We start from the raw sequence: 12,585 nt of genomic DNA, 5'->3' as shown, positions 1-12,585 counted from the left end.
CTCAGGGGCTGCCTGCTAATCCAACCAATAAACCGACGTCCTCTGGAGGCAGTTGTGAGCCAGGTCAGCACCCCGAAATTCGATAACAGTTACGTGCGATTGCCGGAACGTTTCTACACGCGGCAGGCACCTGAGCCGGTCAGGGCGCCGGGGATGATTCGCATCAACGAAGCCCTGGCCAGGCAGTTGGGGATATCGCTTGAGTGGCTGAATTCTGCCGAGGGTCTGCAGGTGCTTGCCGGCAATCAGCTGGCGCCCGGGTCCGAGCCGATTGCCACCGTCTATGCGGCCCACCAGTTCGGCGGTTGGAATCCGCGGCTGGGTGATGGTCGCGCGGTGCTGCTTGGCGAGGTGGTCGATTCGAGAGGGCGGCGTTTCGATGTTCAGCTCAAGGGTTCCGGGCGCACGCCTTATTCGCGAGGCGGTGATGGGCGTTCGCCGCTTGGCCCGGTGCTGCGTGAATACATTGTCAGCGAGGCGATGGCCGCGCTTGGCGTGCCCACATCCCGCAGCCTGGCGGCGGTTACTACAGGCGAAAAGGTACGACGCGAGCGAAGCCTGCCGGGCGCCATTCTCACGCGTGTGTCGTCCAGCCATATACGCATCGGTACCTTTCAGTATTTTGCCAGCCGGGACGACCAGGAGGCTGTGCATATTCTCGCTGATCATGTGATCAAGCGGCATTACCCCGCAGCAGCCAAAGCCGAGCGGCCCTATGTTGCGTTGCTGCAGGCGGTCATTGCGCGGCAGGCCAATCTTGTCGCTGACTGGCAGCAGTTGGGCTTCATTCATGGCGTCATGAATACGGATAACATGCTGGTCTCCGGCGACACCGTGGACTACGGCCCCTGCGCGTTTATGGACGCTTACCATCCCGACAAGGTCTTCAGCTCCATCGATGAGGGCGGACGCTACGCCTACTCCAATCAACCGGGTATCGCCCAGTGGAATCTCGCCTGGCTGGCGCGAGCGCTGCTGCCGTTGCTCGATGAGGATGAAGATGCTGCGGTGCAGGCCGGGCAGCAGGCGATTGACGCCTATGAAAAGCAGTATCTGGATGCCTACAACGATCTGATGCGGCGCAAACTCGGGCTGGCACGAACCAATGAAAAGAGCATAACCCTGGTGACAGAGCTGCTGCAGGCCATGCACGAGGCGGGCGCCGACTACACGCTGACGTTCCGCCGCCTGGCCGAGCTGGCCGGACCGACACCGGGGCCTGAGCAGGCCAGTATCGCTGGTATCTTCGAACTGCCTGATACGCTGCAGCCATGGCTGGAAAAATGGCGTGCCCAGCTTGCGGCGGAGGCAGGTCCGGCGGCTGAACGGCAACGACAGATGCTGGCTCTGAACCCCGTGTTCATTCCGCGTAACCATCTGGTTGAAGAGATCATACGTGCGGCTACCGACAAGGACGATTTCGAGCCGTTTCACCAGTTAGTCGAACGGCTTGCCATGCCCTGCCGCTATGATGAAAAGGATGCGCGCTACGCTACGCCGCCGCGGCCGGAACAGATGGTGGCGCGTACGTTTTGCGGAACCTGATCTGACAAGGAAAGCGTGAATGCTCAAGCCAGCAGGCGGACACCTCAAGGCCAGGCTGTTCCAGATTATCTTCGAGTCCGATTCGCGTCTGGCCAAGGGGTTCGACATTGCTCTGGCTGCGCTGATACTGCTCAGCGTCGCCGTGGTGCTGCTCGACAGTGTCGCGTCCTTCCATGAGCGCTTCGGTGTGCTGTTCTATCGGCTGGAGTGGGTGGTAACCGTACTCTTCACAATCGAACTGGCCCTGCGCATCTATTGCCTGGAGAAACCCTGGCTGTATCTGCGAAGTTTCTACGGCGTGATCGATATGCTGGCAGTGCTGCCCACATGGTTGGCGCTTATCGCGCCTGGCGCGCAAACGCTGGTGGTCATCCGTTTGCTGCGTACCCTGCGTCTGTTCCGCGTTCTGGAAATGATGACGCTGGTCGGGCAGGGACGGTTGTTGCTGGACGCCCTGGCGCGTAGCCGCGGACAGATAACGCTGTTCCTGTTCTCGGTCCTGATGCTGGTAACCATATTTTCCTCGTTGTTGTATCTGATCGAGCCGCCCGAATCCGGCTTCACCAGTATCCCCATGGCGATCTACTGGGGCGTGGTCACGCTGACGACAGTAGGCTACGGCGACATCACTCCCATCACCCCCCTCGGGCAGTTCATATCGATGGTGATCATGCTGACAGGCTATTCGATCATCGCGTTGCCGATCGGCGTGTTCTCGGTCGAGGTGATCAACGCCTTGCGTCAGGAGCGCTATTCAGACGAGGCGTGCCCGGGTTGCGGTCGCAGCGAGCACGAGCGCAATGCGCGTTACTGCAAATATTGCGGCACCTGGCTGGATGAAGAGACCAGAGATCCCAACAGACCCTAGCGGGCGGGAACAGGCAATTCGACAATGCGGGCGGAGAGCTCTTCGCCAGCGATGGTCAGCTCGGCGACGGCAATGGGCAGTTTGAACCGGCGACGCCCCGCACTGCCGGGGTTGATATACAGCATGCCGTCACGCTCGGTTATCGAGGGCTTGTGCGAATGGCCAGAGATGACCACCCGTGCACCGACTTCGGCAGGATCGATAGTCAGCTCCGCCAGGTCATGAATAACGTAGATCCCTGTCGCTTCCAGCGTGAGATACGCCGTCTCAGGCAGGCTCAGTCCCCATTCGCTGCGATCGTTGTTGCCGCGCACGACGGTTACCGGTGCCAGGGTTTCGAGCGACTGGATGATGCTCTCATCCATGATATCGCCGGCATGGATGATGTGGTCGCTTCCCCTCAGGAAAGCAACGGCTTCGTCGCGAAGCAGATTGTGAGTATCGGCGATCAGCCCGACTCTCAACATAAGACGCCCGGACAGTTGCGGCGGAGCCTGTGGTCCGCCGGCAACCGCCTTCCTGTTCAGTTTTGCAGGATGGACTCACAGCGTTTTGAAGCGTCAATCAGCCGCTGGCGCGTTCCCTGGTCGATTTCCTGCTGGCTGCCCATCTCTTCCAGCTCAGCGGTGCTGAACTCGCTGCTGACTTCGCCGGCCGCACATTCGCAGAAGGCCTTGGCTTTCGCGGCGCTATGTTCGGCCTGCGCGCCTTCGACGCATTCGGCGACAAAGGGTGCCTGGGCGCCCTCGGGCCATTCGGCGCTGGCGGGCAGGGCGACGGCCAGTGGAAACAACAAGGCAATCAGATGACGGTACTTCATGCGGTACTCCTGTTCGTGCGCTGTCAGGCAGGAATGCCTGGTTCTTCATCTGAGGCGGACGAGCGGAGCGAGTTCCCCCGATCGGCATCCATACGCGCCTCGAAGCTGTCATCATGTCGTCAGTTCTTCAGGAGAGAGGTCGATGGGCATCAACGTATCATCCGAAAATACCCGGGGCGTGGCATTCGGGGTCGCTGCCTATGCCATGTGGGGATGCTTTCCGCTGTTTTTTGCGCTGTTCGAGGGCGTGCCCACCTATGAGGTGTTGGTGCACCGTATTCTCTGGTCCTGCGTCTTTCTGACCCTGGTGATCAGTTTGCTGCGGCGTTGGCAGCCGGTAACCGGGGCGCTGGCCAACCCGCGGGGCCTGGGGCGGGTGGCAACCTGCGCTGTGCTGATTGCGATCAACTGGGGTTTATACATATATGCGGTCGAAACCAACCATGTGTTGCAGGCCAGCCTGGGGTATTTCCTCACGCCCCTGATTAACGTTGCGTTAGGCGTACTGATCCTGCGCGAGCGCATGGCGCGCCTGCAGGTGGCCTCGGTGTTGTTGGCCGCGGTCGCGATCATGATTCAGGTCGTGATGCTCGCCAGCGTGCCCTGGATCAGCCTTATTCTGGCAGTATCCTTTGGCTGCTATGGGCTGGTGCGCAAGCAGATCGCCCTGGATGGGCTGTCCGGCCTGTTCGTCGAGACGCTGATTTTACTGCCGATTGCCATGCTGGCGCTTGGCTGGCTGACGGCATCCGGTATGTCGAACTTCCTGGTGGAAGGCAACACCCTGTTGTTGATCGCCTGCGGAGCAGTGACCGCGGTGCCGTTGCTGGCCTTCGCCGGCGCAGCGCGACGCTTGCGTCTGTCCACGGTGGGCTTTCTGATGTATCTGAACCCGACGCTGCAGTTTCTCATAGCGCTATATGTGTTCAACGAGCCGCTGGAGCGGGTTCAGCTGATCAGCTTCATCACCATCTGGATCGCGCTTGCGCTCTATTCATGGTCCGCCTGGCGTGAGAGTCGGGCAATCGAACAACACGGCTGAGCTGACATGCAAAGACCCATTACCGGTTATCACCTCGACGAAGAGGATCATTGGATGGCAGAACTTTCGTGTGGTCATTTTCAGCATGTCAGGCATAACCCACCCTGGCAGGAACGCTACTGGGTTATTACCGAAGCGGGCCGCAACAGCCGCTTGGGCGTCCTACTCAACTGCAAAAAGTGCGAGGCAGGCGCGCCCCCTGACATAGCCGAATGACCCCGCTGCAATCACCCATCGGGTCTACCTGTTCCCGCGTGTGATAGTGGTCTTTCGGTTTTTCTCCGCCAAATGGCGCTTTCGCTCCTTTTTGATGGCACTTTTTCGTCTTCCTGTGTTCGGACATCACAGGGGTAGAACGCAGCGTTCCATTTCCAGGGATTACATGGTTCGGTGTCTGCTGCTTTGTGCCGCCGCTACGCCGGTACGCAATAGAGCCAGGTTGACCCTCGCCAGTGGTCTGGTTTTGCTCCCCACAGATTTAACGCCATTCCATCGTTGGATTGATGAACAGCGACCATCCGAGGTGCATGATTATCATGATCCCTCGTATTGAGTGGTGTGGCTTGGAAAGTCGGATTGGGCGCTGTGGAGGCACCCACCAGGCCGAATACCCGGAATTCAAAAAAGAGCTCAAATGACCATTAGTCCGCCTTAGATATCAGCTGAACAGTGAAATCGCTTCCGTCACCGACGTTGTTCGGTCGGCGCAATTCAGTGTTGAGGATTATCTAGTGCATTTTCGCGGAGATATTAATGGCCTTCGTGCCATAGCAGTCATTGCAGTGATGCTTTTCCACTTTGGCGTAGTGGGCGGACAGGGCGGCTTCGTCGGGGTGGATGTATTCTTTGTGATATCCGGCTTCCTCATGACCGGGATAATCTTCTCCCGGCTGGACAGCGGACGATTCTCCGTATGGGACTTCTACAAGGCACGGGCGAAAAGAATCGTTCCGGCTTTGGCCTTTCTGTGTCTGTGTCTCTTCGCCACCGGCTGGGTATTGTTGCTCCCTTCAGCCTATGAACAGCTTGGCAAGCATGTTCTTGGGAGCCTGGGCTTCATTTCAAACCTGATGTACTGGAAAGAGGCGGGATACTTCGAGCAGGCATCCCACGATAACTGGCTTCTCCACACCTGGTCTCTCTCCGTCGAATGGCAGTTCTATCTGGTTTACCCGATTGTCATCGTGGCGTTGCGTAAGATGGTCTCCCTGCAGCAAACGCGCTGGCTGCTGATACTGCTTGCGCTGGGCTCTTTTGCCTTATCGGTATACGCTTCGTCTCGCTGGCCGACCTCTTCGTTCTTTCTGCTTCCCACGCGGATGTGGGAGATGCTAGCGGGCGGGCTTGTGTATCTGTTCCCGCTTGCTTTTGCCCAACGCAGCAGCCGCGTTCTGGAGCTGTCGGGCATTTTGCTGATTGTTGCATCGGTGCTGGCGTTCAGCCCTGAAACAGTCTGGCCGGGTTGGCTGGCTCTCATCCCGGTGATCGGTACGGTGATGGTTATCTATTCTGCTCGTTACGAATCGCGGATAACCGGTAACGCTGTGTCGCAGTTTATGGGGCGTATTTCCTATTCCGTGTATTTATGGCATTGGCCCATCGCTGTCTGGATCTATTATTTCGCGCTTGAGGGGGAACCCTTCTGGATTATCACTGGCATGGCAGCTTCGATCCTGACCGGCTGGTTGTCCTTTCACTACATCGAAAACAGGGTGCGGCATAAGAGCGATTCACCAGGGTTATTGCAGCCTGGAGTCGGTGCCGCCGGGGCGGTTGTTCTGGCGTGTTCTCTCGCCACAGTGACCCTCGCTGCGCAAGGCTATCCTTCACGCGTGAGTGATGAGTTTCGCCAGGCAACGGCTGATCTGATACTGCCCCGAAGATCCAATGGATGGTGTTTCCATAACGTTGAAACCAGCGGGTCCGGTGAGGTGAATCCAGTCGGTCAAGGGGGACTTGAATGCTTGCTCGGCGCAGCGGATGGTCAATTGCAGGCCTTGTTATTCGGTGACTCCTTTGCCGGACACTACGGCCCCTTCTGGCACGATCTGGGAAAGGAGCATTCGATATCGATCAACTCTGTCTCTACCAACTGGTGCTATCCGAGCCTTGCAAAAGACTTTACGGGCAATGTAACCGGACCGGGTTATCAACAGTGTCTGATCAACCGAGGCTATCTCGGAGCTGAAGCAGGCAATTACGACCTGATAATCCTGGCTGGCCAGTGGGGAGCTGTGCAGGAGCACGACGATATGCGCGATGTATTCGAGGCTATCGATTATCTTGCTGAACGCACTGGGCTGGTGATCTTGATGGCCTCGCCGACTACTTTTGATGTGAACGTAGCAGAGATGTATAAACGCAGCCTGCGCTTTGGTAGCGAGTTTGATATCACCCGATTCGGCAAGACGCGCGATGCGCCTGCCAAAGAGGCTAACCGCCTGCTCGCGGACTATGCGAGCCGTCACGCGAATGTCATGTTCATCGACCGACATTCGATGTTCCACGTAAATGGCGTCCGCTCTGACGTTACCGCCGAGAATGTGCCATTCGGGCTGGATCCGTCCGGTCATATCAGCTTGTACGGCTCTCGAATGGCCGCGAAAGCGTTCAGGGAGTCCGCCGTCTATGAGGCTTTTCTCGAGGGCATCCGTGCGCCTGGCTTCCGCTCGCTGGGAATGTTCAGCCAGGGGCCGCGTTAGGGGCCTGAGTGCAACAAAGGACGAGCCAGGCACAGCTGGTCGTCAAAGTATTTCCCGTGCCACATCCAGCACCCGGCCATCCACGGTGCGCTGGAGCTTGTCCTCGATCTCGCTACAGATGGACTCGACCTTTTGCGCCGAGGTCGCTGCGACCACGAATGACCATTCGCTGGAATCCAACCGGTTCAGGTCTGCGCTTTCGCAAACGGCGACCGCTGGGTTACGACCGAAGCGTTCGTGTAAACCGCCCATACGCTGGCGCTTTTCCTTGAGTGAACCGCAGCCGGGTAGCGATATCTTGAATGTCAGTACGCCTATATTCATGGAGCGCTCCTGTTCAGCTGAGGCGAATCGGTAGAGCCCTCGCGCCAGTCCTCGGCAACCTGGGTGCCGCGCGCCTCATTGACTGGAAGTACAGTGAAGATAGCCACGCCAAACAGCGCCATGCAAAACAGAATGGCATCGGCCAGGCCGAACGCCCACTGAACCAGTCCCAGCCCGAGTATCCCGAACACCGCTGCGAGCTTGGACGCTGTGCCCCACAGACCAAAGAATTCGGCGGATTTGCCGAGCGGCGTCAATACCCCCACCAGCGCACGTCCGGCAGATTGCGAGGCGCCGAGGCTGGTCCCGGCTAGCGCGCCGGCAAACAGGAACACATGCTGGGGCTCCCAATCCACTCCAAACCACACGCGAAGCAGGCCGGTCAGACCAGGGGTTTGCCAGATCGCCAGAATCGCCACCAGCCACAGCAGTAGGGTAAGAATATAGGTCAGACGCGCACCGAGCCGGCTCTGTAATGCACCAAACGCAAAGGCGCCGAGTGCGGCGGTGATCTGCACTGTAATGAACATGAAGGCGCGGATTTCCTCGCTCCAACCGATGACTTGCGCGCCATAGATGAAAGAGAAGGCGATGATGATGTAGATGCCTGCCATCGAGAAAAAGATGGATATAAGCAGCGAGCGTAGATCCCGAAACTGATGTATGTCCCGAAAGGTGGTGCCCACGCGCAGCATGCCGACGCTGAACAGCGACTGGCCGGCGGGCGTGTCGCGTTTGCTGCCGCGTTCCTTGAGCCAGATGAACGTGGGTATCGCCGCCACAAGAAAGAACCCGGCGGCGAAGGGGCCGACCCAGCGGATGACGTCGTAGTTCTCCGCCGACACATCGCCGAGGAAGAACAGCGTAAAGGCCGTCGCCACAAGACCGCCTATATAACCGACGCCCCAACCGAGTCCGGATATCCAGCCCAGCGCCTGACGGGGGCCAAGGTCCGGCAGAAAACTGGCAACGAAACCTTCGCCCATCGAATAAGCAAAGTTGGACAGGATGATGAGCAGCATCGCCGGCACTATCCAGCCAGGCTCGACGAAGTACAGCAGCGCAGTGGCCAGCACCGTCAGCAGATAGCTACCAAGCAGAAAACGCTTTCGGCTGCGCGAGTAATCCATGATCGCACCGCATACAGGGTTGGCCACCACCACCATCAGATAACTGACAGCCAGCGCCAGGCTCCACAGCAGATTGCCCATCCGGTAATCCGGCGCATCGCCTACGATCACCCGGGTGAAGAGATCCCCGAAAATCACCGTGATGATCAGTAGCGTGTAGCCCTGGTTGGCGAAATCGAACATAGCCCAGCCAAATATTTCCCGCTTGGGCGCAAGTTCGGTGCGGTGCATGAAGACTCCTGACTAACGAATCGGACAAACAGAGCCGCCACATTACCACTCAGGCATGACACTGCGTATTCATCAAGGCACTGGTTGCTAGCGGAAGAATATGGATAATGCGCGTCACATTTCCTTGCCTGTCTCACGGACCGGTGCGGATTCTGCCTAATAACACTAAGCCTAGAGCGACCAAGATGTCTGATTACAAAGCGCGTTTTATCTTGTCAGGATTGCTGGCTTCGGCCCCTTCCTTTGCCGCAGACCAGGCTGATGCCCGAGGCTTCGTCGAGGGCAGCAGCATGGATGTGTTTCTGCGCAACGGCTATATCAGTCGCGATTACAAGCAGGGCAATCAGGACAAGGCCGAATGGGGGCAGGGCGCTGTCGCCTCGTTCAGTTCGGGCTTTACCGCAGGAACGGTTGGTTTTGGTGTGGATGCCTTTGGCCTGTACGGCGTGCGGCTGGATAGCGGCAATGGCCGCGCGGGTGCGCCCGGTATCGACTTTTTCATGGTCGACGACAACGGTGATATCGAGCATGACGTTGCCCAGGCGGGTGCTGCGCTCAAGGCGCGCTTCTCCAACACGCTGATTACTTACGGTAATCAGCGCCCGACATTGCCTGTGCTGAGCCATGACAACTCGCGCCTGCTGCCGGAAACATTCACCGGTACCCTGATCACTTCCAGCGAAATCGACGGATTGGTTCTGCATGCGGGACGCTTTACCGCTCAATCGCGCAAGAGCGACGAGGGGCGTGACAGCGCAGAGTTGAAGGCCATCGATGTGCTCGGCGGCAGCTATCAATTGAATGACAATATCAGTGCTGCGCTCTATGCCTCGGATGTTGAAGATGTCCTGAAGCGCCAGTACGTCAACCTGAACTATGTGCGCCCGCTGGGCGAGCGTGATGCGCTGACGCTGGACTTCGGCGGTTACCGAACCAATCAGGAGGAGCAATTCGATCCCGCAGAGCGCAAGAACCGCATCTGGAGTCTGGCAGCCACGTACGTCACCGGACCGCACGATTTCACCCTGGCCTACCAGCGCAGCAGCGGGGATGTCGGCTACAACTATGGTTTCTATCAGAGCGAAGGCTGGGTAGGTGACGGCGGCACCAGCATCTGGCTGGCCAACTCCTACTGGTCCGACTTCAACAACGAAGACGAGCGCTCCTGGCAGCTGGCCTACGGTGTGGACTTCGCCGCCTACGGTGTGCCGGGCCTGAGCTACAAGGTGGCTTATGTGCGCGGTACCGATATCAATCTGGGCGGGGATGGACGCGGGACCGAACGTGAGATCTTCAACCAGTTCCAGTACGTAGTGCAGAGCGGTGCGGCCAAGGACCTGAGCGTACGTCTGCGCAGCTCGGCGCTGCGGGTATCGGCTAATGCGCAGAATGCTATCAGCGAAGGCAACGAAGTTCGCGTCTTCGTCGACTTTCCGCTGGATTTTCTCTGAACCGATTCGACGATTCGACGGTTCGCAAAGAACCGTCGATTTATCCGGGCTCGGGATTAACGACGCTCCCAGACCTCGATATGGTTTCGACGAGCAACGCTGTAGCCACGCTTACCCGGCAACGCTTTGTCCAGTCCGAAGCGTTGCAGGTAGGCCTGCACCTTGCTGCGGTCCGCGTCGCCGGCCTGCTCCAGTAGCTGATCTGCTCGCCGCAGGATGTACATCGAGTAGGGCGCAACGCCGGAGGTGATCGGCGCGCCGCGAAAGCGGGTTTCAACCTGTCCGACATGGCGCTGGTGGGCTTTGGCCGCAACCGGTTGCCCGTCTTCTGGCTGAAGTTTGTCTATCAGCGCATCCATGCATTCGAACTTGGCGGTCAGCTCCGGAAAGATCTCCTCGGCGACCTGCTTGAGCAGCGGTTCCAGGGTGGAAGGAATAGCATCCTCTGTGATGAAGTCAGTGCCGTAACCGGGGAAGTCCGGCGTATCCAGGCCGGGCGCCGTCATGCGCTCTACCCAGCGGAACACGTTGGGCGAGCGGCGCTTCATCAGATCGGACGGCACGGGGTCGCGACCCAGGTGCGCGAACATCGGACCGATGAGGCCGTAATCCGCCACGCTTGGCCGGCCACCGAACAGGAAGGGGTGCTGCGCAAAATGCGCCTCGAGAATATCCAGCAAGTTTTCGAAGGACTGTTCGATCAAGGGAATCGTCTCGGCGTTTACGCCAAGCGCCGGCAGATAGGATTGCATCCGCGCCATGATCGTTTCGGCCCGCGCGGCATCGCTGCCGGTAGCGAAGGCGTGGCGCAGAAAGGTTTCCTGCTGTTCGAGATAGGACCAGCGATAGTGCATGGCATGGCGCAGCATCGCCTGGCTTCCGTAGTACTGCAGAATAATTGCCAGTACTGACTGCAAGGGCCCTTCCGGGTAGGCCGGGTACGGCACGCCCTGGCGCTCGAAATGGTCGATGATGTCCAGGCTGTCCTGAATGATCTCGCCGTCCGGCGTTTCCAGCACAGGGACAATGCTGCGTTGGATGGTCGGCAGAATCCGCTCGACGAAATCAGCATGCGCTGGGGGCAATTCCAGGTAGGCGATGCCCTGCGTACGCAGGTAGCTGCGGGCTATACCGGTATAAAGCGAGTGGGGAAGGCCGTAAAGCACGTTGGCAGCGGAACTGACGGGCATCGATATCTCCTTGTGAGTTGGAAAAACGTTGTGAGCGATTGTGCCAGCTTTGCTGGGCGTCGCCCGCGGCCGGCAGCAAACGGATAGCAATATGTGAACGGCGTCAAATGCTGTCCGCCATTTTCAGGCCAATGATTCCCATCAATATGAGAGCAAGGCTGACAAGCCGCCCGAGGGGCATCGGCTCAGCGAAGAGAAACACTCCGAGCAGGGCGGAGCCAATGACACCGATCCCGACCCACACGGCGTAGGCGGTCCCCAGCGGCAGGGTCTTCATCGCCACAGCCAGTAAGCCGAAACTGATAATCATGGCGAGCAGCGTTCCGATGCTCGGCCATAGCCGGGTAAAACCCTCGGTGTATTTCAACCCCACCGCCCACACGACTTCCAGCAGACCGGCCAGAAAGAGAAGAATCCAGTTCATTGTCTTACCAAACGAACATCGGGGTCGTCCCCAACTTATGGTCGCTGCAACGGGGTCGTCCCCGCTGCAGACGGGTCTGACAGAATAATATCAGAACGGATGGGTGGACTTTCAGGCGGCAGGTGAGTGGCGCCGGCAATGGTCATTCGGAACCGGGTCAGAACATCGGTAGTTGAGGTGTGCCTGCTTCGGCTTTCAACAATCTTTCTGTCAGCGCCTCCCGCAGGAGAAAAGCGATAGGGGCGGCGAGAACACGACGGAGAAAATCTGCATTCTGGGTTTTGCTATGCCAATAGCGGAAAATCTCCTCCACGGTGGGGTACGAGTCATCTGCAGCAGTAATATGTAGCATCTCACCCGGACTTAACGAGCCGGGTTGCAATACTCTGGCGTAGGCTCCACAGCGCCCCGCGTGGACGAATTGCTTGACGAAAGCCGGGCTGCCTACCCGCGCAGCCAGTACTGCGCAAGGCACCCTGGGTGCGGTTATTTCCATCCTCAATTCACCCACCTGCAGAATGTCGCCTACTCGTACGGACGGCCACCAGTGAGTAATCGTAAGATTCTCGCCGAAAAAGCCCGGATCTATATCGCGCTGTAATTGTTGCTTCCACCAGTCGATGTCCTCCTGGCTGTAGAGATAAACAGCCTGATCCGGGCCGCCATGAAAACGTCTGTTGACGATGTTGTCCCCAGACAAACCCGTTGCGTCGATGAGCTGCGGACCCTGCACGGGCTGTTTGAACAGCCCGGTTTGTTTCAGCCTGCTGCCTACCTGCAGGTTCCGTAATTTGCCCACATTAAGAGAGAGGACGCGTGGAGAATAAGGCATGACAAAACCTGGTGAGCGAGTACGTG

13 protein-coding genes are annotated in these 12,585 nt (G+C 58.4%); 6 read left to right on the top strand and 7 right to left on the bottom strand.

The annotated features are described in order from the left end of the window. Window positions 1-54 precede the first annotated feature (54 nt). Both G3M63_RS01375 and G3M63_RS01370 read left to right on the top strand, forming a co-directional pair. The gene (locus G3M63_RS01375; RefSeq protein WP_218573637.1) at window positions 55-1,545 is read left to right on the top strand and encodes a YdiU family protein; all 1,491 of its coding nucleotides are present in this window, start codon (window positions 55-57) and stop codon (window positions 1,543-1,545) included. Between the two features lie 19 nt (window positions 1,546-1,564). After that, window positions 1,565-2,413: an ion transporter gene (locus tag G3M63_RS01370; protein WP_150300280.1), complete on the top strand. Its 849-nt coding sequence runs from the start codon at window positions 1,565-1,567 to the stop codon at window positions 2,411-2,413. Here the strand turns inward: G3M63_RS01370 and G3M63_RS01365 are convergent. Both G3M63_RS01365 and G3M63_RS01360 read right to left on the bottom strand, forming a co-directional pair. Then, window positions 2,410-2,880, bottom strand: coding sequence for a metallophosphoesterase family protein (locus tag G3M63_RS01365; protein ID WP_150300281.1), 471 nt, complete (start codon window positions 2,878-2,880; stop codon window positions 2,410-2,412). The two genes, G3M63_RS01370 and G3M63_RS01365, sit on opposite strands and share 4 nt — an antisense overlap. A gap of 56 nt (window positions 2,881-2,936) precedes the next feature. Further along, window positions 2,937-3,233, bottom strand: coding sequence for a hypothetical protein (locus G3M63_RS01360; protein ID WP_163981668.1), 297 nt, complete (start codon window positions 3,231-3,233; stop codon window positions 2,937-2,939). A 142-nt stretch (window positions 3,234-3,375) separates the two neighbouring features. Here G3M63_RS01360 and rarD point away from each other — a divergent pair, with 142 nt between their 5' ends. The 3 genes from rarD (at window position 3,376) to G3M63_RS01345 (ending at window position 6,977) form a co-directional block, all read left to right on the top strand. Beyond that, entirely contained in the window at window positions 3,376-4,275 is a 900-nt protein-coding gene (rarD, locus tag G3M63_RS01355) for an EamA family transporter RarD (protein ID WP_178100922.1), read from the top strand. A 6-nt stretch (window positions 4,276-4,281) separates the two neighbouring features. Further along, a complete protein-coding gene (locus G3M63_RS01350; protein ID WP_163981667.1) occupies window positions 4,282-4,491 on the top strand; it encodes a DUF3565 domain-containing protein in 210 nt (69 codons plus the stop codon). Window positions 4,492-5,006: 515 nt separating this feature from the next. Then, the gene (locus G3M63_RS01345; RefSeq protein WP_163981666.1) at window positions 5,007-6,977 is read left to right on the top strand and encodes an acyltransferase family protein; all 1,971 of its coding nucleotides are present in this window, start codon (window positions 5,007-5,009) and stop codon (window positions 6,975-6,977) included. 42 nt (window positions 6,978-7,019) lie between these two features. On the opposite strand, the gene G3M63_RS01340 is transcribed toward G3M63_RS01345, so the two are convergent. After that, window positions 7,020-7,301: a DUF503 domain-containing protein gene (locus G3M63_RS01340; protein ID WP_163981665.1), complete on the bottom strand. Its 282-nt coding sequence runs from the start codon at window positions 7,299-7,301 to the stop codon at window positions 7,020-7,022. Continuing rightward, window positions 7,298-8,662 carry an MFS transporter gene (locus tag G3M63_RS01335; RefSeq protein ID WP_163981664.1) on the bottom strand — a complete coding sequence of 455 codons (1,365 nt, stop codon included), beginning with the start codon at window positions 8,660-8,662 and terminating at the stop codon, window positions 7,298-7,300. Before G3M63_RS01335 ends, G3M63_RS01340 begins: the two co-directional genes overlap by 4 nt. Before the next feature lie 185 nt (window positions 8,663-8,847). Between G3M63_RS01335 and G3M63_RS01330 the strand changes: the two genes are divergently transcribed. Further along, on the top strand, window positions 8,848-10,113 hold the full coding sequence (locus G3M63_RS01330) for an OprD family porin (protein WP_163981663.1): 1,266 nt from the start codon (window positions 8,848-8,850) through the stop codon (window positions 10,111-10,113). Between the two features lie 56 nt (window positions 10,114-10,169). Here G3M63_RS01330 and G3M63_RS01325 read toward each other — a convergent pair whose 3' ends face one another. The 3 genes from G3M63_RS01325 to G3M63_RS01315 form a co-directional block, all read right to left on the bottom strand. Then, window positions 10,170-11,303 carry a glutathione S-transferase family protein gene (locus tag G3M63_RS01325; RefSeq protein WP_163981662.1) on the bottom strand — a complete coding sequence of 378 codons (1,134 nt, stop codon included), beginning with the start codon at window positions 11,301-11,303 and terminating at the stop codon, window positions 10,170-10,172. A gap of 103 nt (window positions 11,304-11,406) precedes the next feature. Then, on the bottom strand, window positions 11,407-11,727 hold the full coding sequence (sugE, locus tag G3M63_RS01320) for a quaternary ammonium compound efflux SMR transporter SugE (protein WP_163981661.1): 321 nt from the start codon (window positions 11,725-11,727) through the stop codon (window positions 11,407-11,409). A gap of 157 nt (window positions 11,728-11,884) precedes the next feature. After that, entirely contained in the window at window positions 11,885-12,559 is a 675-nt protein-coding gene (locus G3M63_RS01315; protein WP_163981660.1) for an MOSC domain-containing protein, read from the bottom strand. Window positions 12,560-12,585 lie beyond the last annotated feature (26 nt).

Source organism: Pseudomonas sp. OIL-1 (genome assembly GCF_010669185.1).
GTDB lineage: Bacteria > Pseudomonadota > Gammaproteobacteria > Pseudomonadales > Pseudomonadaceae > Halopseudomonas > Halopseudomonas profundi.
The sequence above is the reverse complement of the archived record's forward strand: the minus strand, read 5'-3'. Positions and strand labels throughout refer to the sequence as shown.

Coding starts and splice junctions, on each gene's coding strand:
- G3M63_RS01330 (WP_163981663.1), top strand. CDS start 8,848: ATGTCTGATTACAAAGCGCGTTTTATCTTGTCAGGATTGCTGGCTTCG.
- G3M63_RS01360 (WP_163981668.1), bottom strand. CDS start 3,233: ATGAAGTACCGTCATCTGATTGCCTTGTTGTTTCCACTGGCCGTCGCC.
- rarD (WP_178100922.1), top strand. CDS start 3,376: ATGGGCATCAACGTATCATCCGAAAATACCCGGGGCGTGGCATTCGGG.
- sugE (WP_163981661.1), bottom strand. CDS start 11,727: ATGAACTGGATTCTTCTCTTTCTGGCCGGTCTGCTGGAAGTCGTGTGG.
- G3M63_RS01340 (WP_163981665.1), bottom strand. CDS start 7,301: ATGAATATAGGCGTACTGACATTCAAGATATCGCTACCCGGCTGCGGT.
- G3M63_RS01335 (WP_163981664.1), bottom strand. CDS start 8,662: ATGCACCGCACCGAACTTGCGCCCAAGCGGGAAATATTTGGCTGGGCT.
- G3M63_RS01325 (WP_163981662.1), bottom strand. CDS start 11,303: ATGCCCGTCAGTTCCGCTGCCAACGTGCTTTACGGCCTTCCCCACTCG.
- G3M63_RS01370 (WP_150300280.1), top strand. CDS start 1,565: ATGCTCAAGCCAGCAGGCGGACACCTCAAGGCCAGGCTGTTCCAGATT.
- G3M63_RS01365 (WP_150300281.1), bottom strand. CDS start 2,880: ATGTTGAGAGTCGGGCTGATCGCCGATACTCACAATCTGCTTCGCGAC.
- G3M63_RS01315 (WP_163981660.1), bottom strand. CDS start 12,559: ATGCCTTATTCTCCACGCGTCCTCTCTCTTAATGTGGGCAAATTACGG.
- G3M63_RS01350 (WP_163981667.1), top strand. CDS start 4,282: ATGCAAAGACCCATTACCGGTTATCACCTCGACGAAGAGGATCATTGG.